21 protein-coding genes and 1 tRNA gene are annotated in these 21,007 nt (G+C 63.3%); 7 read left to right on the top strand and 15 right to left on the bottom strand.

What is annotated here, in order from left to right; genetic code table 11:
- Nucleotides 1–4: 4 nt before the first annotated feature.
- The gene (gene yajC, locus KC8_RS17575; RefSeq protein WP_010126631.1) at nt 5–340 is read right to left on the bottom strand and encodes a preprotein translocase subunit YajC; all 336 of its coding nucleotides are present in this window, start codon (nt 338–340) and stop codon (nt 5–7) included.
- A 127-nt stretch (nt 341–467) separates the two neighbouring features.
- A complete protein-coding gene (locus KC8_RS17580; protein WP_010126632.1) occupies nt 468–950 on the bottom strand; it encodes a PaaI family thioesterase in 483 nt (160 codons plus the stop codon).
- 115 nt (nt 951–1,065) lie between these two features.
- Between KC8_RS17580 and KC8_RS17585 the strand changes: the two genes are divergently transcribed.
- From KC8_RS17585 to KC8_RS17595, 3 genes are all read left to right on the top strand, one after another.
- Nucleotides 1,066–1,142 (top strand) — tRNA-Pro (locus KC8_RS17585).
- 261 nt (nt 1,143–1,403) lie between these two features.
- Nucleotides 1,404–3,449 carry an autotransporter assembly complex protein TamA gene (locus KC8_RS17590; RefSeq protein ID WP_010126634.1) on the top strand — a complete coding sequence of 682 codons (2,046 nt, stop codon included), beginning with the start codon at nt 1,404–1,406 and terminating at the stop codon, nt 3,447–3,449.
- Nucleotides 3,446–7,618: a translocation/assembly module TamB domain-containing protein gene (locus tag KC8_RS17595; protein ID WP_010126635.1), complete on the top strand. Its 4,173-nt coding sequence runs from the start codon at nt 3,446–3,448 to the stop codon at nt 7,616–7,618. The genes KC8_RS17590 and KC8_RS17595 overlap by 4 nt, the downstream gene beginning before the upstream one ends.
- 4 nt (nt 7,619–7,622) lie before the next feature.
- On the opposite strand, the gene KC8_RS17600 is transcribed toward KC8_RS17595, so the two are convergent.
- A complete protein-coding gene (locus tag KC8_RS17600) occupies nt 7,623–8,885 on the bottom strand; it encodes a multidrug effflux MFS transporter (RefSeq protein WP_010126636.1) in 1,263 nt (420 codons plus the stop codon).
- Nucleotides 8,886–9,122: 237 nt separating this feature from the next.
- Here KC8_RS17600 and KC8_RS17605 point away from each other — a divergent pair, with 237 nt between their 5' ends.
- The gene (locus tag KC8_RS17605) at nt 9,123–10,349 is read left to right on the top strand and encodes a glycosyltransferase (RefSeq protein WP_010126637.1); all 1,227 of its coding nucleotides are present in this window, start codon (nt 9,123–9,125) and stop codon (nt 10,347–10,349) included.
- A 28-nt stretch (nt 10,350–10,377) separates the two neighbouring features.
- Here KC8_RS17605 and KC8_RS17610 read toward each other — a convergent pair whose 3' ends face one another.
- The 11 genes from KC8_RS17610 to KC8_RS17655 all read right to left on the bottom strand — a co-directional run bounded on the left by KC8_RS17610 (nt 10,378) and on the right by KC8_RS17655 (nt 18,148).
- Nucleotides 10,378–11,739 (bottom strand): oligosaccharide flippase family protein, encoded by a 1,362-nt coding sequence (locus KC8_RS17610; RefSeq protein ID WP_138956723.1) that lies wholly within the window; start codon nt 11,737–11,739, stop codon nt 10,378–10,380.
- A 61-nt stretch (nt 11,740–11,800) separates the two neighbouring features.
- Nucleotides 11,801–12,364, bottom strand: a complete 564-nt coding sequence (gene grpE, locus KC8_RS17615) for a nucleotide exchange factor GrpE (protein WP_010126639.1) — start codon at nt 12,362–12,364, stop codon at nt 11,801–11,803.
- Nucleotides 12,361–13,401 (bottom strand): heat-inducible transcriptional repressor HrcA, encoded by a 1,041-nt coding sequence (hrcA, locus tag KC8_RS17620; RefSeq protein WP_010126640.1) that lies wholly within the window; start codon nt 13,399–13,401, stop codon nt 12,361–12,363. The genes grpE and hrcA overlap by 4 nt, the downstream gene beginning before the upstream one ends.
- Nucleotides 13,402–13,548: 147 nt before the next feature.
- On the bottom strand, nt 13,549–13,758 hold the full coding sequence (locus tag KC8_RS19995; RefSeq protein ID WP_138956724.1) for a hypothetical protein: 210 nt from the start codon (nt 13,756–13,758) through the stop codon (nt 13,549–13,551).
- A gap of 31 nt (nt 13,759–13,789) precedes the next feature.
- Nucleotides 13,790–14,491: an ATP12 family chaperone protein gene (locus KC8_RS17625; protein WP_010126641.1), complete on the bottom strand. Its 702-nt coding sequence runs from the start codon at nt 14,489–14,491 to the stop codon at nt 13,790–13,792.
- Nucleotides 14,488–14,721, bottom strand: coding sequence for a hypothetical protein (locus tag KC8_RS17630; protein WP_010126642.1), 234 nt, complete (start codon nt 14,719–14,721; stop codon nt 14,488–14,490). Before KC8_RS17630 ends, KC8_RS17625 begins: the two co-directional genes overlap by 4 nt.
- Nucleotides 14,718–15,380 (bottom strand): HAD-IA family hydrolase, encoded by a 663-nt coding sequence (locus KC8_RS17635; protein WP_010126643.1) that lies wholly within the window; start codon nt 15,378–15,380, stop codon nt 14,718–14,720. Before KC8_RS17635 ends, KC8_RS17630 begins: the two co-directional genes overlap by 4 nt.
- Nucleotides 15,377–15,982 carry an FMN-binding negative transcriptional regulator gene (locus KC8_RS17640; RefSeq protein WP_010126645.1) on the bottom strand — a complete coding sequence of 202 codons (606 nt, stop codon included), beginning with the start codon at nt 15,980–15,982 and terminating at the stop codon, nt 15,377–15,379. Before KC8_RS17640 ends, KC8_RS17635 begins: the two co-directional genes overlap by 4 nt.
- Entirely contained in the window at nt 15,982–17,088 is a 1,107-nt protein-coding gene (locus tag KC8_RS17645) for an RluA family pseudouridine synthase (RefSeq protein ID WP_010126646.1), read from the bottom strand. The genes KC8_RS17640 and KC8_RS17645 overlap by 1 nt, the downstream gene beginning before the upstream one ends.
- Nucleotides 17,085–17,441, bottom strand: a complete 357-nt coding sequence (locus KC8_RS17650) for a fluoride efflux transporter FluC (protein WP_010126647.1) — start codon at nt 17,439–17,441, stop codon at nt 17,085–17,087. Before KC8_RS17650 ends, KC8_RS17645 begins: the two co-directional genes overlap by 4 nt.
- 197 nt (nt 17,442–17,638) lie before the next feature.
- Nucleotides 17,639–18,148: a hypothetical protein gene (locus KC8_RS17655; RefSeq protein WP_010126648.1), complete on the bottom strand. Its 510-nt coding sequence runs from the start codon at nt 18,146–18,148 to the stop codon at nt 17,639–17,641.
- 138 nt (nt 18,149–18,286) lie between these two features.
- Between KC8_RS17655 and KC8_RS17660 the strand changes: the two genes are divergently transcribed.
- Both KC8_RS17660 and rarD read left to right on the top strand, forming a co-directional pair.
- Entirely contained in the window at nt 18,287–18,508 is a 222-nt protein-coding gene (locus KC8_RS17660) for a hypothetical protein (protein ID WP_010126649.1), read from the top strand.
- A 51-nt stretch (nt 18,509–18,559) separates the two neighbouring features.
- Nucleotides 18,560–19,483 (top strand): EamA family transporter RarD, encoded by a 924-nt coding sequence (gene rarD, locus KC8_RS17665; RefSeq protein ID WP_010126651.1) that lies wholly within the window; start codon nt 18,560–18,562, stop codon nt 19,481–19,483.
- Between the two features lie 297 nt (nt 19,484–19,780).
- On the opposite strand, the gene KC8_RS17670 is transcribed toward rarD, so the two are convergent.
- A complete protein-coding gene (locus KC8_RS17670) occupies nt 19,781–19,951 on the bottom strand; it encodes a DUF1674 domain-containing protein (protein ID WP_192807709.1) in 171 nt (56 codons plus the stop codon).
- A gap of 64 nt (nt 19,952–20,015) precedes the next feature.
- Here KC8_RS17670 and htpX point away from each other — a divergent pair, with 64 nt between their 5' ends.
- Complete coding sequence (gene htpX / locus KC8_RS17675; protein WP_010126653.1) at nt 20,016–20,966, top strand: zinc metalloprotease HtpX; 951 nt, start codon at nt 20,016–20,018, stop codon at nt 20,964–20,966.
- Nucleotides 20,967–21,007: the final 41 nt, after the last annotated feature.

Raw genomic sequence — 21,007 nt, forward strand, 5'->3', positions numbered from 1 at the left:
CGGCTCAGTCGTTCGCGGGCTTGACGCCGCCGAGCGGCTGGACGTCAGTCAGGGTTGCCTTGACGACCTTGATCTTGATCGAAGGCGCGATTTCCACTTCGACTTCATGTTCGTCGACCTTGGCGACCTTGCCGATCACGCCGCCGCCGGTGACGACGGTATCGCCCTTCTTGACCGCATCGATCTTGGCGCGGTGCTCCTTCAGCTTTTTCTGCTGCGGGCGAATGATCAGAAAGTAGAAGATTGCGCCCAGCAGGACGAACTGGCCGATCAGCATGACGGCGCTGCCGCCAGAAGTGGCGGTGCCGGCGGCCTGGGCATATGCGGGTGTCACGAACATCTGGGTTTGGCTTCCTGGAAGCTGCGGCCAAAGGAATAAGGCCCGAAGGAAAGGGGCGCGACTATCACGGGAAGGGCCGGGCGTGCAACGGGGGCCGCGCTACGAGATGTTTCTGCACTTGGCCGGCTTATGTTTCGGGGGCGAATACCATCAGTGTCGACGTGCCGTGCGCCACGATGCGACCGCGCGTATCGGTCATTCGAATTTCCGTGGCGATGATTCGGCGTCCGGCCGTAACGACGCGCCCTTCGGCGCGAATCAGACCGCTATCGGAGGCGATGGGCCGGGCGAAGTTCGCCTTGGTTTCGATCGTCGTATAACCAAAACCGGGGGCGAGCGTGCTGTGGGCGGCGCATCCGCCCGCGCTGTCGATCAGCGTCAACGCCCAGCCACCGTGCACCGTGCCGAGCGGATTGAGCAGGTCGGCATTGGGTTCGCCTTGGAAAAGGGCGACGCCGTCCCCCACTTCCACCAGTTCAAACCCCATCAAGCGGGCGATCGGCGCGGCGGGCAAGCGGCCCGCGATCATGGCTTCCAGCACCTCCCGGCCGCCCATTCCGGCGATCTGGTCGGGCGTGGCAACGCCATAGCGGCGCGGACTGACGGTCATAATCAGTTTCCTTTTAATACTGATTATCTACGACGCGAAGGGGGTTGATGCAACCGCATGGGCGATATGCGGCTTGCATGTGGCAAGCGACCTGCGTAAAGCGCGCCGCCTAGGTCGGGGCGTAGCGCAGCCTGGTAGCGCATCAGACTGGGGGTCTGGGGGTCGCAGGTTCGAATCCTGTCGCCCCGACCAGAAATTCCGGATCCCAGTTTCCGGCGGTTTTCGCCAAATCATTTATATTTGTTCGCGAATCGAAGCGGATGGCGCTCGTCATCGCGTCATGCCAACGGCTATTCGGCATGGCTTTTTCGTTCTGCCGGCCGCGTATCGCAGCAACAAATCGCGCCATCGCTTCCAGCCTTGTTCGAATCTCGCCGTGCTTTCACCGCGTTTGGACCAAGGATTTACTTTTCAACGCTGGCGGGCGGGCATCGTGAGCGTTAGTTACCGCGCATGCAGTTCTTTTCCCGCCGGCGCATAACGCAGAGCCATGCGCTGGCAATCGTGCTGCTGGCGTGCCCGTTGCCGGCGACAGCGCAGGCGGTGGAAGCGCTGCCGCCGGCCGAACTGCCGGCTTTGGGCGATAGGCTGGATCCTGCTTCGCCAATGGAAACGCTGCCCGATCTCGGCATCGATTGGCCTGACCTTGATGAACCGGATGCCGCATCGGTTGAGTTGCCGCCTGCGACATCCGGCGATGCGGCGATCGCGCAAGGCGGAGCGGTGGACGCGACGGCGCCGACGCCGGTTCAGCAGATCGACGTCTCGGTTGAACGCCGCTATCGCTTTGCGGTCACGGGACTGGACGGTCTGGCGGTCGGCCGGGACAAGCTGCTTGCCCAGTTCGATGGATTGTCATCACTCGCTGCCGGTGACGATAAAGATGCCAATGCCGCCCAGATCGATCGCCGCGCCCGTGAAGATGTGGCGACATTGCGCGAACTGCTGCGCGCACATGGCTATTATGACGCGATCGTACGGACCCGAGTCGAAGGGCAGGGCGCGGGCGAAATCACGGTCATGCTGATGGTGGAGCCGGGCGATCTCTACCGGTTCACCGAAGTCGATGTGTCGGGGATCGCCCCTGTGGGCGACAAGGCCGAAGCCTTGCACAAGGCGTTTCCGGTAAAGCCCGAGGCCCCTGTCGATGCCGCCGCCGTCCTGGACGCGGTGGCCGGCTTGCGTGTCGCCCTGGGCCGTGAAGGCTTTCCCTTTGGCAAGGTGGATGACCCGGCGATCGTCGTCGATCATGAAACACGTACCGCGACGCTCAAGCTGAACGTCGAGCCGGGTGATGCCAAGCGGTTCGGCCAGATCGAAATACGCGGCAAGCCATTATTCTCCGTCAAACATCTGGGGCGCATCGCCCGCTTTGAACCGGGTGACCCCTATGACAGCGCCAGGGTGGATGATTTCCGCCGGGCGCTGATCCAGACGGGCCTGGTTTCGTCGGTGGCGCTGACCAAGGAAGAGGGCGCGGAGCCGGGCACGGTGGACATCGCGGTCGGGTTGGAGCGCGCGCCGGCACGCACCGTCGCCGGGGAACTGGGCTATGGCACGGGCGAAGGCTATCGCGCCGAAGTGAGTTGGCAGCATCGCAACCTGATCTCGCCCGAAGGCGCGGTTACATTCCGGGGCGTTGTCGGCACGCAGGAGCAACTGGTCGGCGCCTCATTGCGCCGCAACAACTACAAGGCGCGTGATCGCGTGCTGACGGCGCAGGCGATTGTCAGCCACACCAGCCGTGACGCTTATGATGCCCGTACGCTTACCCTTGGTGCCGGGCTGGAGCGGCAGACGAACATCATCTGGCAGAAGAAGTGGACCTGGTCGATCGGGGGCGAATTGATCGCTTCGGACGAGCGCGATGTGATCGGTGCGACCGCCATTCCGCGCCGCCGCACCTTCTTCATCGGCGCGGTACCGACGACGCTCAGCTATGATGGATCCGACGATCTGCTGAATCCGATGCGCGGTTTCCGGCTGGCCGGACGGGTGTCCCCCGAAGCGTCGTTCCAGGGCGGCGCGTTCGGCTATGTGAAGGCGCAGATCGACGCGAGCGGCTATTTGCCGACCAGCGACCGCATCACGCTTGCGGGGCGCTTCCGGGTGGGATCGATTCTGGGCGCGGGCCGGGACCGGATTGCGCCGTCGCGGCGCTTTTATTCGGGCGGTGGCGGATCGGTGCGCGGTTTCGGGTATCAGCGCATCGGCCCGCGCGACCTGAACAACGATCCGATCGGTGGGCGCAGCCTGGCCGAATTTGCGCTGGAGGCGCGCGTGCGCTTCGGCAATTTCGGCGTCGTGCCCTTTGTCGACGGGGGTAATCTCTATTCGGCGGCTCTGCCTGATTTCAGCGGCTTGCGGTACGGCGCGGGTCTCGGTGTCCGCTATTATTCGAGTTTCGGCCCGATCCGTGTCGATGTCGGTACCCCGATCAATCGCCAGCGCGGCGATGCGCGCGTGGCGGTCTATGTCTCGCTGGGGCAGGCATTTTGAGCGAGGCCGCACAGGATAAGCCGCCAGAACGGCGTCGGCGCATCTGGGCGCCGTTGCGCTGGCTGATGTGGCTGCTGGCTGGGCTGGTGGTGATGGCCGGCGCGGCGCTGGTCGTGATCGATACTGGCCCCGGCCATCGTTTCATCGTCGATCGCATTGCGGCGCTGTCGCCATCGTCGGGGCTGAAGATTCGGATCGGCCGCATTGATGGGTCCATATGGGGCGAGGCCAAACTGCGCGATCTGCGCATCTATGATCCCCGCGGCCTGTTTCTCGAAGTGCCGGAACTCGATGTGGCCTGGCGGCCGCGGGCATGGCTGGCCAATACGCTTCACATTGATCGGCTGGCGACCGATATCGCCATTCTGCATCGCCTGCCTAGGCTGAATCCCGGCAAGAAGCCTGGGGGCGCGATCCTGCCCGGTTTCGATGTCCATATCGGCGATCTTGATATTGCGGCCATTCGCCTTGAACCCGCCGTCGCGGGCCAGCGGCGCGTGGGCCAGATCAAGGGCAAGGCCGATATCCGCAATGGTCGCGCATTGATCGACCTCAAGGGTTCAACCAATGCCGGTGACCGGTTGAAGCTGCTGCTTGATGCCGAACCCGACCGTGACCGCTTCGACTTCGATGCCAATCTGGTTTCGCCCAAGGGCGGGGTGATCGCCAAGGTTGCCGGCCCCGACCTGCCGATCAAGCTGGCTATATCCGGCGATGGCAGCTGGAAAATCTGGAAGGGCATCGCCAAGCTCGATGTCGGCGCGGTGCATGCCGTCGATCTCGCGCTTGGCGTGCGCGAAGGGCATTATTCGCTTTCGGGAGAATTGGCGCCGTCGGCCTTGCTGAAGGGCAAGCTCCAGCGGCTTACCGCGCCGCGCATCCTTGTTACCGGCGAAGCCACGTTGGCTGACCGCCAGCTTACCTCGACATTGTCGCTGCGGTCGGCCGCGCTCACTATGGACATGTCGGGAGTGCTCGATCTGGCGAACAGCGCCTTTGACGGGGTCCAGTTGAATGCCCGGTTGCTGAAACCGCCGGCGATGTTCCCCAACATGACGGGCACCAATGTCCGGTTGCGCGTGCAGTTGAACGGACCGTTCAAGACCGCAGGCTTTGATTATCTCCTCACCGCGGATCGCGCCGCGTTCGACGAAACGGGTTTCGAGACCGTGCGCGCGCAAGGGCGCGGGCGATTGTCCGATCCTCCGGTCAGGCTGCCCGTGCGGCTGACTGCCCGGCGGGTGACGGGGGTTGGCGATATCGCGGGCGGCATCCTCGCCAACCTTGCTGTCGATGGTGTGCTGAACGTGACCGCCAAAGATGTGCGCGGCGATGGGCTGCAGCTGTCGTCGGACAAGTTGAAGGGCAAGCTGTCGCTCTATCTCAACCTTGTCACGGGCGCCTATGACGTGGGCGTTTCCGGCGGCCTGAATCGCTATCTCATCCCCGGCATCGGATTGGTCGATGTGACCAGCGATCTTAAGGTCGTGCCGGGGGCGGGCGGGCGCGGCACGGTCGTCAAGGGCACGGGGCGCGCCTGGGTGCGTCGTTTCGACAATGCGTTCTTCGCGTCGCTGGCCGGTGGTTTGCCGACAATCGAAACCGGGCTGGTTCGCGGGCCGGATGGCATCCTGCTGTTGCGTGACCTGCGGTTGCGCGGGCCGGGCATCAGCATTGCGGGCAATGGCATGCGCCGGCGCGACGGCACCTTTTATTTCGAAGGGACAGGCCGGCAGAAGGATTATGGCCCGTTCACGATGAAGCTGGATGGGGATATCAGCCGGCCGAAGGTGGATCTGGCGCTCGCCCGGCCGATGGATGCGCTGGGGTTGCGCGATGTTCGGCTGTTCCTTGATCCCAACGCGCAGGGTTTCGCCTATCGCGCGGCGGGTGGATCGACGCTGGGGCCGTTCACCAGCAATGGCCAGATTCTGCTACCCGCCGGCAGCCCGGCAACGATCGGCGTTGCGGCGCTGGATGTCGCCAACACGCGTGCCAGCGGAGCGATGCGATCGGAGCCGGGAGGCTTTCTGGGACGGCTCGCGCTCGACGGCGGGGGATTGCAGGGCGAACTGCTGTTCCGCCCTGTCCTTGGCCAGCAGGAAATCGAGGCGCATGTCGCCATGCGCGAGGCGCATTTTCCGGGACCGCCCGAAATCATGGTTCGACGCGGGCGGGTCGACGGATCCGTCCGGCTTGATCCGTCGGGCATGTCGGTCACGGGCCGGCTGGCGGCGCAGGGCGTGCGGCGCGGCGCGGTGTCACTTGGCCGATTGCGGGCGGACGCGGAACTGGCCGGCGGTCATGGCAAGATAACAGCGATGCTCGCCGGCACGCGCGGCCGCGCATTCGCTGTCAACGCGCAGGCCCAGGTCGCGCCCGGACGCTTGACGCTGACCGGCGAAGGCACGCTGGATGGCCGCCCCATCCGTCTGGTTGCGCCGGCGGAACTGGCGCGAGACGGCGATGGCTGGCGTCTGGCCGCCACGAAATTGCAATTCAACGGCGGCACGGCGACGTTGGGCGGGCGATATAGCTCCGTAGCGCTGGATATAGATGGCGGGCTGGACCGGATGCCGCTGTCGGCGCTTGATATATTGCTGCCTCGGCTTGGATTGGGCGGGCAGGCGACCGGACGGTTCAATTACCATTCCGAAGCCGGCGGGCTGCCGAGTGGCCGGGCGGATATCAAGGTTCGCGGGTTGACGCGATCGGGCCTTGTCCTGTCGTCTGCGCCGGTGGATCTGGGCATTGTGGCCGCGCTGTCCGGTGACAGCGCGGTCGCGCGCGCGGTGGTGGCCAGTGGCGGCAAGACGGTGGGTCGCGCGCAGGCACGGTTGGCGCCGTTGCCGGCTGGCGGCGATACCTATGATCGCCTGATGAACGCCCCGCTGTTCGCGCAACTGCGTTACAACGGGCCGGCCGATACGCTGTGGCGGCTGACCGGGATAGAAACGATCGATATGTCAGGGCCGCTTGCGGTGGGCGCCGACGTTTCCGGCCAGTTGGCCGACCCCCAGATTCGCGGGTCGCTCAAAACGGATGGCGCGCGGCTGGAAAGCGCCGTCAGCGGCACGATCATCACCGGGGTGAAGGCATCGGGCCGGTTCGGCGGATCGCGACTGGTGATCGACAGCTTTGCCGGGTCCACCCGCGATGGGGGCAGTGTTTCGGGCCACGGTACGATCGATCTGTCATCGGCCAATGGCTTCGGCATGGATTTGGCGGTCGATGCAAATGATGCCGTGCTGATAAACCGCGACGACATTGGCGCCACGGTTACAGGGCCGCTGCGGATCGTGGCGGCCGATGGAAGCGGCCTGATTTCCGGCGACGTCGCGCTCAATCGCGGTCGTTTCCGGCTGGGTCGGGCGGCGGCCGCAACCATCCCGCGTTTGACGGTCACTGAAATCAACCGGCCGGCGGATGATGCCGATGTTGCTGAACCGCCCATGCCGTGGCGGCTTGATTTGAAGGCCAAGGCACGCAATCGCCTTACCGTAAGCGGGCTTGGCCTCGATTCCGAATGGCGCGCGGATCTTGCGGTCAAGGGCACCATCGACAATCCGGCCATCAGCGGGCGGGCTGATCTGGTGCGCGGCGGCTATGAATTTGCCGGCCGCCGTTTCGATCTCGAACGCGGATCAATCCGGTTTCTTGGCGAAGCCCCACCCGATCCGGTTCTGGATATCGTTGCCGAGGCAGACATTCAGGGCCTGAATGCCACGATCCGCGTGTCTGGCACCGGGCTGCGCCCCGAAATCGCCTTCACCAGCGTTCCCGCTTTGCCGGAAGACGAACTGCTGTCGCGGCTGTTGTTCGGGACGTCGATCACCAACCTGTCGGCACCCGAGGCGCTTCAACTCGCCGCTGCGGTCGCGTCGTTGCAGGGGGGAGGCAACGGTCTCAACCCGATCAATGCGGTTCGGCAGGCTGCCGGCCTCGATCGCCTGCGCATCCTGCCGGCTGACGTGACCACCGGCCAGCGCACGTCGATCGCCGCTGGCAAATATATCACCCGGCGCACCTATGTTGAGGTGATCACCGACGGGCAGGGCTATTCGGCAACCCGCCTTGAATTCCAGATCACGCGCTGGCTGTCGCTATTGTCGAGCATTTCCACGCTGGGGCGCACCAGCGCGAACGTCCGCGTCTCGAAGGATTATTGATCCTTCATGCATCCGGCTGATGTGCGGGGGCCGGGTGGTGGGCGCGGAACAGCCGGCCGCGTTCCACTATGAGCACGATCACCAGCGACGCCATGCCGAGGAGCATGTAGCCCAACGCAATCGGGATTGTCGTGCCGTTGTAGGACTGGCCGATGATGATCCCCAGTGCCGCACCGCCGAGCGTGGACGTGAAGCCCTGAATGGATGAGGCGATGCCAGCGAAATGGCCCACCGGCTCCATCGCCATCGAACCGAAATTGGATCCGGCCAGGCCAAAACAGGCCATCGTCGCGGCCTGCAACAAGGCAAAGGTCAGCAATGTTTCATGCCCGCTCAGGGCAACCGCAACATGGATGGTGGAAAACAGAATGAAGCCGATCAGCGCGCTGTGCGATACGAGGCGTGTACCCAGCCGTTCGACGATCCGTGAATTGAGGTAGGACGCGATCCCCATCGATGCGGCGACGCTGGCGAAGATGATCGGAAACAAGGTCGGTTCGCGGAAGATATCGGCGAAAATCTGCTGCACCGAATTGATGAACCCCATCAGGGCGCCGAACAGCATCGTCGATGCCAGCGTGTAGCCAAGCGAATAGCGGTTGCCGAGCACGACACGCGCCGCGCTAGCCATCTTCGCCACCGATATTTGCCGCCGATCGTCGGGGTGCAGCGTTTCAGGCAGGCGCAGGCTTGCCCAGATCACCAGCAACGCGCCGAATGCGGCGAGGAACAGGAAGATCGCCGGCCATGGCGCCACCAGCAGGATCAACTGGCCAATACTCGGCGCAAGAATCGGCACCGCGAGGAATACGACAAACGACAGCGACATCACCCGGGCCATTTGCCGTCCGGAATAACGATCGCGGACGATTGATATCGCCAGCACGCGCGATGCGGCGGCGCACACCCCCTGCAGGACGCGCGCGGCGATGATCGACTGGAAATCCCAGGCAAAAGCGGCGAGCAGGCTGGTTGCGACAAACAGGCTCATGCTGATGATCAGCACCGGCTTGCGGCCATAACGATCGGCCAGCGGGCCATAGATCAACTGGGTCGATCCAAAGCCGAAAACATAAGCTGCGATAATCCACTGGCGCTGATTTTCGCTCACAATATCCAGCGCCGCGCCCATTGCGGGCAAGGCGGGGAGCATGGAATCGATCCCCAGCGCGTTGATTGCCATAAGCATGGCCACGAGCGCCACGAATTCGCGGAACCCCATGCGGAACGACGGCGCGCCGCCGTGATCGCCGGTGGCTTGGGACATGCTGAACCTCGGTTTTGGTTTCCCGCCAGAAGGCAGGTTAGGGCGGCCATCGCTGTGGCTACGCAAGCGTGGCCTTCTACAACGGCTTTTACGTGCAGGTGTCAAGCGCCGACCTGGCTGGCGCTATGCGGCGGATAACATTGCTTTGCGTTCGCCGGTGGGCGCGGTTAGCATCGGCACGAAATCAAAATGGCCGCTATGCTAGCCTTGGCGGGGATAATAGCCTGACGGGATTATATGCTGATCAATCGTCCGCAAGACATGGCTGGGGACAAGGCGCGCCGTCTGGTCGTAACGCCCAGCATATCGGCGGCACGGGCGGATGGTGGCTTGTTTCTTGATGATAAGGTCGTTTCCGGCCTGATCGAAAGTTGCCGTACCTGGCCGGGGCCTGTCCGCGCCATATTTCGCGAAGGCCCGCGTTCGGCGATTGTGTTTGGCCAGCCTTATGATCCGGCGATGCTGGGTTTCGAACTGGCTTTGGTGGATGCGGGTGCGCCCATACCCGATGCGCTGCTGGCCGATGCCGACATCATTCTTGCGGCGGGCGACAGCCATCATGATTTTCCGCTTCAGGCGCAAGCGCAGCGGCTGGGCATCCCGATCGTCTACATCATCGAAAATCTGATCCGCACGCGGTTGCAAATCATAGGTGTGTCCGGTGCTAGTGCCTGGCAGCGAATGAAGAGCAGCCTTTGGGCGATCGGCTCCGAAATTCAGCGCCGCCGGGTGTTTCGCGGGGCGGCGGCACTTCAGGCGAATGGCACGCCGGCGGCAGACGTCTATGGCCGCGCCCATGCCGATGTGCTGTGCTATTTCGATACGCGGCTGTCGCGGTCGATGATGTGCGGCGAGCAGGCGATGGACAAGCGGTTTCAGCGTCTGCGGGCTGGTTTGCCATTGCGGCTGGCCTTTTCCGGGCGGCTGGAACCCTTGAAGGGGGCTGATCACCTCATTCCTGTCGCGCGGGAACTGGCCGCGCGAAATGTTGCGTTTCATCTTGATATCTTTGGCACCGGCAGCCTGGAAAACGGAATGCGGGCAGCGATCGAGAAGGATGGCCTTTCGGAATCCGTGACGCTTCACGGGAGTGTCGATTTCGAAACCCGGCTGGCGCCGATCATGTGCGACGAAATAGATCTTTTCCTGTGCTGCCACCGGCAGTCTGATCCATCCTGTACCTATCTCGAAACGTTCGGGTGCGGGGTACCGATCGTCGCCTATCGCAATCGCGCGTTCGATGGGATGCTGGCGCTTGCTTCCGGCGGGTGGAGCGTGCCGGCCGACGATCCGGCGGCCATGGCCGTTCGGGTCGCGGCGCTGAACGACGATCGCGAACAGCTTGTCGCCGCAGCTATCGCCGCGCGCGATTTTGCAGGCCAACATGATGTCGAAGCGACGTTCGCAGCGCGGATGGCGCATCTACTGGCTGTGCTCGATCGGACCAGCGCGCGCGCGGGCTGAGATCGGTCAGTTCCGCGGCATCTGCGGATCAATGGATGAAATTCAGCGCCACCATTGCCACGGCCTTGCCGATGGCCGCGCCCGCCACGGCGGTTCCGATCATCAACCCTTCTTCGCGCAGGGCAAGCAATCGCGCCTGGCCGAGCGCAAACCAGTAATAGGCCTGCGCGGCGATTTCGACGGTGCCAACGGCAAGGATCAGCCCCGTGGGACCGAACGTCAGATAGCCCGCCGTTCCCGCGGCGATCAGCCAGCCAAGCCGCACGATGTTGCTGATCAGCGTCGTCCACATCCGGCCGGCGGCGATCAGCGCGGCATTGGCCGCCTGCGTGTTCAACGCCGGAATGCTGCCGATCGCCAGAATCTGCAGATAGAGCGACGCCCCCCGGTATCGCGGATCATACAGGAGTTCGATCACCACCGGTGCCATGGTCACAAGCCCGCCGGCGGCGAGCGCGTACAGCAGGCTGATCCGCCGGCGTTCGGCATAATATCGGGATTGCAAGGCACCGGCCTGTTCGCGGACGATGCGGGCATAGATCGGATAGAGGACGCGATTGGCATAGGCGCTGGTGAAGGCGGTCGGCGCCTGGGCCAGCGTTGTCGCAATCACGTAAAGCCCGAACAGATTGAGCGGCAGAAACCGGGACAAGGCGATCTTGTCACTCTGCGTGATGATCATCGTCAGGATGCTGGAACCGGTGATGTAGCGTGAAAAGCGCCAGAGTTCGGCTGCCCGCGCGGCACTGAACCGCCAGCGGCGCGCCGAATCCGGGAACATGGCGTAGCTCAGCACCACCTTGATCGTGTTGCCCAGCAACATCCCGTAGATCATCGCCCAATAGCTTCGCAGCGCCCAGGCGAAGGCGATCGTCAATATCGTCTGGGTGATCGTGGTCAGCACGTCGAACAGGCTGATCCGGGCGATACGGCCCGATCGTTCCGATGTCGCGACGGCCATCGATGTCAGGCCATCGAACAGAAAGCAGATTCCGAAAACCGCGATCGCAGGGGCAAGGGCCGGTTGGCCGACATAGGCCGCAATGGGCCATGCGCAGGCGGCCAGAATGGCGGACAGGCTGGCCGATCGAATGAGCCGCAATGTCCAGATTTCATCGAGGAAGCGTTTGTCGACCCCTTCGTGGCTGCGTACGACATATGCGACGAAGCCGAGGTCCGATATCATCGTGAAAACGATGGCGATCGATGTCAGGACGCCAACCACGCCGAATATCTCGACGTCGAGCAGACGGGTCAGCACCATGCTGCTGATCATGCGGATCAGGTTCAGCAATATGACGGTGCCCGCCACAAGCATGGTGGGGGCAAAGGCCTTTGCCGTCAGCCTGCGCCAATGGGATGGCGCAGGCTGCACGATGGTGTCGCTCACCCGCGTGGACCGCCGGCCGGGATCGAAATCATCGGGGCGGTCCACGTCGGGACGGGACAGATCAGGCTTCGAGATCGACGGAGTGGCCAGCGGGAGCCTTGGCCACGCCCACCATCGCCGGGCGCAGCAAGCGATCCTTGATCATGTAGCCGACCTGCATTTCATGGACCACGGTGCCTGGGGCGGCATCCGCGCTTTCCATTTCCATGATTGCCTGATGGCGGTTGGGATCAAGCGCTTCGCCCATGGCGGCGATCTTGGTGATGCCGTTGCGCTGGAACACATTGTCCAGTTCGCGCGCGGTCATTTCGATGCCTGTCACCAGCGGCTTCAGCCGTTCGTCCGCGGCCACTTCGGCCGGGATTGCGGCGAGTGCGCGGCTCAGATTGTCCGCTACCGAAAGCATGTCGCGGGCAAAGCCGGTCGCGGCATAGGCGATCGCGTCGGCCTTTTCCTTTTCCAGCCGACGCCGCACATTCTGCGTTTCGGCCTGGGCGTAGAGCAGGTCGGTGCGAAGCCGCTCAAGATCGACCTCAAGGTCGGCCAGGGGATTCTTTGCGGCCTCCTCGGGGCTCTCGGCGCCCTGCGTGCCGGGGGTCGTTTCGGGGGTCGTTTCGTCGCTCATGCCATCAATCTCGTCAGTGTCTGGGCGGTGAAGTCCACCATGGGAACGACGCGCGCATAGTTCAACCGGGTCGGGCCTATAACGCCAACCACGCCGACCACACGGCCGTCGCCGCCACGATAAGGTGCCGCTATCACGGATGAGCCGGAAAGGGAGAAAAGTTTGTTCTCCGAACCGATGAAGATCTTCATGCCCTGTCCAGCACGCGCGCTGTCGAGCAGGCGGGCGATCTCCTCCTTGCTCTCCAGTTCGTCGAGCAACTGCCGCACGCGTTCCAGATCGGCGGCGGTTTCCGGGTCGATCAGATTGGCCTGTCCGCGCACGATCAGCACCGATCGCGCGGTGCCATCTTCGGACCAGACGGCCAGTCCGCGGGCGATCAACTCCGCCGCCGCGGCGTCCAGCGCGGCCTGGCCCTGGCCGATTTCGGCACGCAGCCTGGCCTGCGCGTCCCGCAATGTCAGCCCGGCCAGCTGGCTGCTGATATAATTGCCGGCTTCAGCTAGGGCGGCGGGCGGCGTATCGCGCGGCAGATCGACAACGCGATTCTCTACGGTGCCATCCGCACCGACCAGCACCGCCAGCGCCTGATCACGCGACAGCGGCACGAAACCGAACTGACGGACCACCGGTTCACGCGGAGGCACCAGTACGATCCCGGCGCAGGATGACAGGCCGGACAGCACGGCGCTCGCGGCTTGCAACGCATCTTCCACGGGGCCGCCGGTTATGCGGGCCTCGATTGCGGCGCGTTCTTCGATGGATGGTTCGGCCGCCTGCATCATGCCATCGACGAACAGGCGCAGCCCGGTTTCGGTGGGCATCCGGCCGGCGGATGTGTGTGGGGCGGCCAGCAGGCCGAGTTCTTCCAGATCCTGCATCACCGTGCGGATCGAAGCCGGGGAGAGGTTGAGCCCGGACAGGCGCGATATGGTGCGCGATCCGACCGGCGCGCCGGTGCCGAGATAGCTTTCGACCACGACGCGGAAAATATCGCGGGCACGGACGGAAAGTTCGGTGATTGGCGGGGTTGTCATCACGCGGCGGAGCTTAGAGCATTTTCTGCCCGGACGGAATCATTAGCCGAGGGAGAAAATGCGGGAATACCAGACCGCTTTCAAGGAGTGCAACGAGAAGGCATTTCCCCGCACCGGCCGGGCCGGGCGGGGCTGCCGTCAGGCGGGTCAGAAGGTGAGGATCACCCCGACCGCAAGGGCCTGCGATGCGATCGCCAGCGCCAGGCTGGTCGCGGCTTCGAACATCTTCATGGTCAGTCTCCATCGGGCCGGACGGAATAGTCCGGGAGCGCGTTGTTGTGCGCTGCACAATGGATAGTCTACCAATTCAGTTTTAGACAATTCGAAAAAGCAATCGTACGGTTGCAGAAATTGCAATCGGTGCTTTCCTTTTGAATTACAGGCTATATCACTCTTTGATGCTTGCCAGGGCGATGAACCGCGCCGCGGCGAGGAAATCGCGTTCGCGTGCCTCTCGTGCTGCAAGTGCGAGCGAATCTTCGCCCCATTGTGCGGCTTGCCACAATTCGTCGAGATGGGTGGCGGCGAATGCCTCGGCCGGATCGACCGCGCCTTCCGCCACGGCGAGTGCTGCAACCAGCGAACCGCCGATCGTCGTCAGCGGAGACAGCCCGGCCAGGGTGAATGCGTCGCGTGCGACGACTGCTTCCGCCAGCCGCGCCACGGTCGCGTCGGGCTGGGGCCGGTGGATGATCCCGGTTGCGATCTCGAAATGCACGTCATAACGGCGGCGCGCCCAATCCAGCAGCGCATCCCACGCTTCCGCCTGGCGTACGACCAGATCATCCGGTTCATCGGCGCGATAACAGGTCACATCGCTTTCGCCATAAACCGCGATGTCCTGGGCAAATTTCAAGGGATCGGGGGCAACGCGATCGATCGCGGCATTGGCAAGCCCTGTCAGCGGCATCGATCGCGGATCGATGGTGTCTTCCTGGCTTTGCCATTCTGCCACGACAGCGTCGGCCAATGCCTGCGTCGGCAAGAGCAGTGCCGCCCGTGCGGGTGTCTTTACCGGCCGGCCGTCAAGCTCGATGGCGAAACCGTCTGGTCCGGCGACTGCGGCCACATTTTTATAGAAACGTTTCATGATTCAGGGGGCGTCCGCCATTTTCGAGCCAGGATTTGGGGCAGCAGCAGCGCTTCGGCAAAACCAAGCGCAAATAATGGTATACCGGCGATCGGCAGGCCGCCTGCTTGCAGGATATCGCCGTTCCAGATCCACAGACCCAATATCATCAACAACACGCCACTCGCGCGCATCGCTGAAAGGATGGTGTAGCGTGTGCGTGCCAGCCGATCGCGTTCATCGGGGGTCATTGCAACTCCTTGAGAATATCCGGCAGTTCGGCCGGGTGGCGGGCCACGCGATCCGCGCCCTCGGCGTATAGTTCATCTGCCGGATGATAGCCCCAGGCGACACCGACCGCCTTCGCGCCGACTGCCTTGGCCATCGCGATATCGAAGATGGTGTCGCCAATCATCACCGTCGTTGCCGGTTGCGCACCCGCATCAGCCATCGCCTGATGAAGCATCGCCGGATGGGGCTTGGATGGATGGCGGTCGGCCGTCTGCAGCGTTACGAAGCGTTCGGCAATGCCGTGATGTGCCAGGCACAGGCCAAGCCCGCGATCCGATTTCCCGGTGGCGACGCCCAGCAGCCAGCCGGCATCGTCCAGCATGGCGATCGCTGCGACGATGCCGTCGAACAGCGGCTCGGCCACCAGCCCGCGTCCGCGTAAAGCGCGAAAGCAGCTCTTATACTCATCCGCCATCGCGTGATGCAGCGCTGCATTGCCCGTCGGATGCAGTTCGCGCACTGCTTCGACAAGGCTCAGCCCCACGATCCGGCGCACGGCATCGCGGCTCGGTACGGCAAGCCCTGCACGGACGAAGGTTTCTTCCATCGCGTCGCAGATGTTCGCCTGGCTATCGACCAGCGTCCCGTCACAATCGAACACGGCAAGCCAGTTGCTCATCGGCCGCTTGCCTCCGCGACAAGCCGGGCGGCGCGGGTGTGTCCGGCGGCGGCCAGTGCCGCGACCACGCCGACGCGATCGGCTTCGGGCTTGTTCTGGCTCAGCTTGCGGGTGCCACGCAGCTTCGGCGCGTCCAGTGCAAAGCCCTTGATCCCTTTGATCATGGCATCGAACCGGCCTGTGGCCATCTTGCTGCGGGTCCATGGCTGTTTCGGGGCCAGCCGTCCTTCATGCGCGTGGCTTAGGGCATCAAGCTGGGTAACAAGCCCCGCTTCGTCCAGTTCGCGCACCACGCCTTCAGCTTCGACCGCTATATAGTCCCATGTCGGCACCTGATCGGCCGTCACATACCAATCGGGGCTGACGTAAAAGTCATTCGCCGTAATGCTGATGATCACGGTTGCCCCGTCGAGGTGCCCAACCAGCCTGTTGTCGTGCGAAATGTGGAAATGCAGCCCACCATCAGCGACTACGATCACTGGCGCATGGGCCACCATCGGGCCGTCTGCCGTCCCGGCGAAGATATGTGCGAATGCGACGTCGGCGATGAACGCCCGCATCGCATTCACATCATCCCAGCCGAACCGGCGGTCGGGGTGCATCAGGTGCGGCCTCGTCCGCGTCGCTCTCCCTTGCGTTCCTTGCGGCGGGCCTTGGCGGCCTGGCTGATCGCGCGACGCTTGCCTTCGGGGGTTTCGCTGAACTTGGGTTCGTCCAGCGGCAAGGCATCGCCATCGGCCAGATCGAAGCCGAGCAGTTCGAGGCTCTCGCTGAAATGCGTCGGCAGATCGGCGCGCACGTCGATCTGGCCGCCATCGGGATGATCGACACGCAGCCGGCGGGCGTGAAGGTGCATTTTCCGGCTGACACCGCCGGTCAGATAGGCTTCCTGTCCGCCATATTTGCCGTCGCCCACGATCGGGTGGCCGATCGCCGCCATATGCACGCGCAACTGGTGGGTGCGGCCGGTATAAGGCTGCAATTCCACCCAGGCGGCACGGTTGCCGGCGCGTTCGATCACGCGATAGCGGGTGCGCGCGGGGCTACCCTCTTTCTCATCGACATGCATTTTCTCGCCGCCGGTGCCGGGCTGCTTGGCGATCGGCAGTTCGATCATGCCATCTTCGATCGATGGCACGCCGGTGATCAGCGCCCAATAGACTTTGCGTGCGGTGCGGCTGCTGAACGCCTTGGCGAAATGGCCGGCCGCATTGGCCGATCGCGCAAGCAACAGCACGCCCGACGTATCCTTGTCGAGCCGGTGGACCAGCTTGGGCCGGCCTTCTGCGTCAAAGGTCAACGCGTCGAGCAGCCCATCGACATGGCGTTCGGTCTTGGTGCCGCCCTGTGTGGCAAGGCCGGGGGGCTTGTTGATGACGATTGCCTGCCGGTCGCGATGGATCACCAGCGACTGCATGAATTCGGTGTCTTCCTGCGACAGGGGCGGGCGGGCCTTTTTCGGCCGCGCAGCCGGCGCGGGGGCTGAATCCGCTGGTGGGACGCGGATGATCTGCCCGGCTTCGATCCGGTCGCCGGGGGTTGCCCGCTTGCCGTCGACGCGCAATTGGCCGGTGCGGGTCCAGCGTGACACGATGTTGAAATTGGCATCGGGCAGATGCCGCTTGAACCAGCGGTCAAGCCGGATGCCATCATCGTCGTCGCCGACCGTGAATTGGCGAACATTGTCCGCGCTCGCCTTGTCGGTCATGAGAATAGCTTTCCGATATAGAATCCGACGATCAGGAGCATGACTGATCCTGCCACTGAAGATAGGGCATAAGTGACAGCCATCACATGATCGCCGCTTTGCAACATGCCAAAGGTTTCCAGGCTGAACGCCGAAAATGTCGTAAACCCGCCCAGCACGCCGGCGCCCAACAGGACGCGCAGCGGCGCGGTGCCGATCGGATCACCCGACAGCGCGCCAACGAGCACCCCCATCAGTAAGCCGCCGACAAGGTTGACGAACAGCGTGCCCCAGGGAAAGCCGGGGCCCAGCAGTTGAAACGCGATACGGGATATTTGAAAGCGGAGGCCGGCGCCAATCGCGCCGCCCGCCATCACTAAAAGAAGCGGAGGCATGGCCCGCTCTACTCTGGGACGGGCAGTGAGGCCAGCCCTCTCCGTTTCGGGGGCTACGGATAGTATGTTTTGGGTGGGCGTTTTGAGCCGCGCTGCCCCCATGGGGCATTGCCTGTCATAACGTGATGGACGGGACGCTTGTCCAGTCCCGACCATCCGTCTTGCGTGCGCGTTTCCTAGTTCGTTCCCGCGCCGGACAGCAGGCTGGCCGATGTTTTGCCGGCATCCTGGTTGGCGGTGAGGGTGAATCCCGCCTTGCCGCTGTTTTTCGCGGTCAGCATCTCCATCTCGCCCATCTTCACTTCGCCTTCGATCGTATAGCCGGCCTTCAGCGCGGCGGCCTTGTAGAAAGCGACCACTTTCGCGGGTGCATCCTGGGTATCGAAGGCGAGAATCGAGCCGCCTTTTTCCGGCGTTTCACCCGTGATTCGTGTGCTGTTGGTGATCGTGGCTCCTGGATACAGCGCCAATCCTGGCGGCAGGGCCGCTTCGCCAGCACCGCTGACGATCTGCGCATTGCCATCTTCGGTCTTTACGGTGAGCGTGCTCTGCCCGTCCTTTTCGGTGACCTGATAGGTGGCCTTCTTGCCGTCTTCGCCGGTGATGGTGCCGGACGCTGTCTCCTTTTCGCCGCATGCGGCGAGTGCCAACAAAAGCGCGAGTGCAGTGGCGGTGCGGCCGGCCATGGGGCTTTCTCCTCAATCGTTTCAGGCGTTGACGCTGGCGCGGGCCGCCGCGCAGGTCAAGCGGGCAACGAATATGTGTGTTGGTCGTGCAATACAGTTTTCCCTTGCGCTTCGCCAATGAAGGCTGAATGATGCGCTATGCTCAACATAGTTTCCCTCTTCATCGGCGTCGTCGCAGCCGTGTTCGCTATTTTCGCTTTCATTCCGTTCCTGGGGTGGGCGAACTGGCTAATTCTGCCGATCGCGGTGCTGGGCCTGATTATCGGGCTAATTTCGCGATCCACCGAAGGGCAGACGCTGAATATCGTCGTGATCGCGATTTGCGGCCTGCGCCTGCTGCTGGGCGGCGGCATCCTCTGATCGGCGGACTGCGGGTTGACGACGCGGTCTGCAGCGCCGAAGCCGCCCGCTATGTCGCAATCGGAATCCGCCCCGTCACCGCCTGCCGATGCCCGTCACGGCGTAACCTTCGCGTTCGCAGCTTATCTATTGTGGGGGCTGATGCCCCTGTACCTCAAACTGATCATGGATGTACCGGCGCTTCAGATCGTTGCGCACCGGCTGGTGTGGTCGTTGGTTCTGATCGTGATCATTGTGCTGGCGATGGGGCGGCTGCGTGGGATCCGCCTCGCACTGCAGGCCCGCGGCACCTTTGCGCTGCTGGCGTTGAGCGCGACGCTGATCGCAAACAACTGGCTGATTTACACCTGGGCGGTGCTCAATGGCCATGTGCTGGAAGCGAGTCTCGGCTATTTCATCAACCCGCTCGTGAATGTCGCGCTGGGCGTATTGTTCCTGAAGGAAAAATTGCGCCCCGTGCAGGGCATGGCGGTCGGGCTGGCGGGGTGTGGCGTGCTGCTGATGCTGGTCGCGCAGGGCGGAACGGTGTGGCTGTCGATTGCGCTGGCGGTCAGCTTTGGCCTTTACGGTCTGGTCCGCAAAATCGTCGCGATCGATGCGCTGGGCGGGCTGGCGGTTGAAACGTCGTTGCTGGGGCCAATTGCGCTTGCATGGCTTTGCTGGTCGGCCGTTGCCGGGGATGGCGTTTTTGGGCAGGATCGCTCGACTGATCTGCTGCTGATGGCCGGCGGGATCATCACGGCCGCACCTTTGCTGCTGTTCGCCGCCGCCGCGCGCCGGATGCGTTATGCGACGCTTGGGCTGGTCCAGTATCTCACGCCGACGCTGGTTTTCTTTCAGGGCGTATTTCTGTTCGGCCAGAAATTGACAACTTTGCACATGATCACGTTCGGGCTGATCTGGATCGGTCTTGCCATCTACGCGATCGATAGTTTGCGGGCTGGTCGAGCGACCCCTGTCACAGTGCCGGAATAGTTTTTTCGATCGATAATGCCATGACAACCGATGGCTTCGGCAGCAGCAGGATGTCGCGGTGCGTTGGCTCTATCGCCCAATCTCCTATGTCGTCCGCGCGCGCCTTCACCAGTGGCAGTGTCCAGTGTCAGCCCACGCGTCCCCGCTGTTTCAGGGATGACATCGGCCTGTCACATCCAGCCGCGATAAGGCGATTCGGAACAGTGCTGGCTGCCGTGCTCCCCCCTTCACGTCGCGGCCTGCACGCGGGGCGCGCGATGGTTTTCCCTTGAACCATCGCGCGCCCGCTTTTTCTGTTCAAAAGTCTATCGCAATGCCTTTGATTTCCCAGTCTCCGTAACGGACGGGGTCCAGCGTCTTCGGTCCCGCCTCTTTGGGGGGCGGCGTGCATTCAGCGGGTTCGGGCACCGGCGGGCTGGGCGTCAGATAAGCCGGCGGCTTCACATGGGGCGGGCGCTTTCCGTTCATCGCGGTTCCAATTGAAGATTGCGGGATATCGCCCCACATTGGCCCGTGGAGGTACAAAGGCAAGATGAACGGTTTGAAGACGACCATGCTGCTCGCGGCGATGACCGCGCTGTTCATGGGACTGGGTTATGCATTTGGAGGGACAGGCGGCGCGCTGATCGCGCTCGTGATGGCCGCCGGCATGAATCTCTTCACCTTCTGGAATGCCGACAAGATCGTCCTGCGGATGCATGGCGCGCGTGAAGTGGATATCGGCAATTGTCCCGAATTTGTCGGGTTGGTGCAGGGCCTGGCCCGCCGCGCGGGCCTGCCGATGCCGAAAGTCTATGTCATCGATTCGCCGCACCCCAACGCGTTTGCCACTGGCCGGAACCCTGAAAACGCAGCCGTCGCCGCGACGACCGGCTTGCTTGCCATTCTCGATCGCGATGAGATTGAAGGCGTGATGGCGCATGAACTGGCGCACGTCCGCAACCGCGACACGCTGATCATGACGATGACCGCGACAATCGCTGGCGCGATTTCAATGATCGCCAATTTCGGGCTGTTCTTTGGTGGCAACAGTGAAAATCGCCCCAACATGCTGGTCACGCTGGCGGCCGTCTTCATGGCGCCGTTCGCGGCGATGATCGTCCAGATGGCGATCAGCCGGACACGCGAATATGGCGCGGATCGCGGCGGCGCGGAAATTTCGGGCAAGCCATGGGCGCTGGCGTCGGCGCTGGGCAAGCTGGCCAATGGGGCGGCGCGCATCCCCAATCCGGTGGTGGAGCGCAATCCCGCTGCCGCCCAGCTGTATATCGTGCCCGCATTTTCCGGACGTGGCGGCGACAGCCTGTTTTCGACGCACCCCGACACTGGCAACCGTATCGCTGCGCTCAATGCGATCGCGGCTGAAATGGAACCCGATCCGCGCCGCCGCATGGGGCTGTCCCCCACTGCGCCAAGGCCAGCGGCATCGGTGCCGCCGTCGCGACGTCGCACCAGTGCGCTTGATCCCAATGGCCGCCGTTGATCCTTCGGCGCGGAATTGAATCTCGCAATGGGGGTTGTCGC

It is taken from the genome of Sphingomonas sp. KC8 (assembly GCF_002151445.1).
In the GTDB taxonomy this organism is placed as follows: Bacteria; Pseudomonadota; Alphaproteobacteria; order Sphingomonadales; family Sphingomonadaceae; genus Sphingomonas_E.

Bases quoted from the DNA above. Each gene is read 5' to 3' on its own strand.
- yajC (WP_010126631.1), bottom strand. From the start codon at position 340: ATGTTCGTGACACCCGCATATGCCCAGGCCGCCGGCACCGCCACTTCT.
- KC8_RS17580 (WP_010126632.1), bottom strand. From the start codon at position 950: ATGACCGTCAGTCCGCGCCGCTATGGCGTTGCCACGCCCGACCAGATC.
- KC8_RS17590 (WP_010126634.1), top strand. From the start codon at position 1,404: ATGCAGTTCTTTTCCCGCCGGCGCATAACGCAGAGCCATGCGCTGGCA.
- KC8_RS17600 (WP_010126636.1), bottom strand. From the start codon at position 8,885: ATGTCCCAAGCCACCGGCGATCACGGCGGCGCGCCGTCGTTCCGCATG.
- KC8_RS17605 (WP_010126637.1), top strand. From the start codon at position 9,123: ATGCTGATCAATCGTCCGCAAGACATGGCTGGGGACAAGGCGCGCCGT.
- grpE (WP_010126639.1), bottom strand. From the start codon at position 12,364: ATGAGCGACGAAACGACCCCCGAAACGACCCCCGGCACGCAGGGCGCC.
- hrcA (WP_010126640.1), bottom strand. From the start codon at position 13,401: ATGACAACCCCGCCAATCACCGAACTTTCCGTCCGTGCCCGCGATATT.
- KC8_RS17625 (WP_010126641.1), bottom strand. From the start codon at position 14,491: ATGAAACGTTTCTATAAAAATGTGGCCGCAGTCGCCGGACCAGACGGT.
- KC8_RS17630 (WP_010126642.1), bottom strand. From the start codon at position 14,721: ATGACCCCCGATGAACGCGATCGGCTGGCACGCACACGCTACACCATC.
- KC8_RS17635 (WP_010126643.1), bottom strand. From the start codon at position 15,380: ATGAGCAACTGGCTTGCCGTGTTCGATTGTGACGGGACGCTGGTCGAT.
- KC8_RS17640 (WP_010126645.1), bottom strand. From the start codon at position 15,982: ATGCACCCCGACCGCCGGTTCGGCTGGGATGATGTGAATGCGATGCGG.
- KC8_RS17645 (WP_010126646.1), bottom strand. From the start codon at position 17,088: ATGACCGACAAGGCGAGCGCGGACAATGTTCGCCAATTCACGGTCGGC.
- KC8_RS17650 (WP_010126647.1), bottom strand. From the start codon at position 17,441: ATGGCGGGCGGCGCGATTGGCGCCGGCCTCCGCTTTCAAATATCCCGT.
- KC8_RS17655 (WP_010126648.1), bottom strand. From the start codon at position 18,148: ATGGCCGGCCGCACCGCCACTGCACTCGCGCTTTTGTTGGCACTCGCC.
- KC8_RS17660 (WP_010126649.1), top strand. From the start codon at position 18,287: ATGCTCAACATAGTTTCCCTCTTCATCGGCGTCGTCGCAGCCGTGTTC.
- rarD (WP_010126651.1), top strand. From the start codon at position 18,560: ATGTCGCAATCGGAATCCGCCCCGTCACCGCCTGCCGATGCCCGTCAC.
- KC8_RS17670 (WP_192807709.1), bottom strand. From the start codon at position 19,951: ATGAACGGAAAGCGCCCGCCCCATGTGAAGCCGCCGGCTTATCTGACG.
- htpX (WP_010126653.1), top strand. From the start codon at position 20,016: ATGAACGGTTTGAAGACGACCATGCTGCTCGCGGCGATGACCGCGCTG.